At 71.2% G+C, this 375-nt stretch carries 1 pseudogene; it reads left to right on the top strand.

The features are described 5' to 3' along the window. Positions 1-375 (top strand): annotated as a pseudogene (locus tag TW83_RS21125) (tRNA 2-selenouridine(34) synthase MnmH); the annotation flags it as partial.

The raw sequence follows: 375 nt of genomic DNA, 5'->3' as shown, positions 1-375 counted from the left end.
TCCTGAGCCAGATCGGCTGGCGCGTGGCGCGGGTTCAGGGCGGCTACAAGGCGTGGCGGTCGCTGGTCGTGGACCGGGTGCAGAACGGTCCGATCGCGGCCCCGGTGATCGTGCTGGACGGCAACACGGGCAGCGCCAAGACCGCTATCCTGCAGCGGCTGGCGCAGCGCGGCCATCAGGTGATCGACCTGGAGGGGCTGGCCAACCATCGCGGCAGCCTGTTCGGCGGCCACCCCGAGGGCCAGCCCAGCCAGAAGATGTTCGAAGGTCGCCTGGCCGTCGCGCTGGAGCGTCTGGATCCCGCCCGCCCCCTGCTGGTCGAGGCCGAGAGCAGCCGCATCGGCCAGATCACCGTCCCCAAGGCGATGTGGCAGG

It is taken from the genome of Paracoccus sp. S4493 (genome assembly GCF_000967735.1).
GTDB lineage: Bacteria > Pseudomonadota > Alphaproteobacteria > Rhodobacterales > Rhodobacteraceae > Paracoccus > Paracoccus marcusii.
The sequence above is the reverse complement of the archived record's forward strand: the minus strand, read 5'-3'. Positions and strand labels throughout refer to the sequence as shown.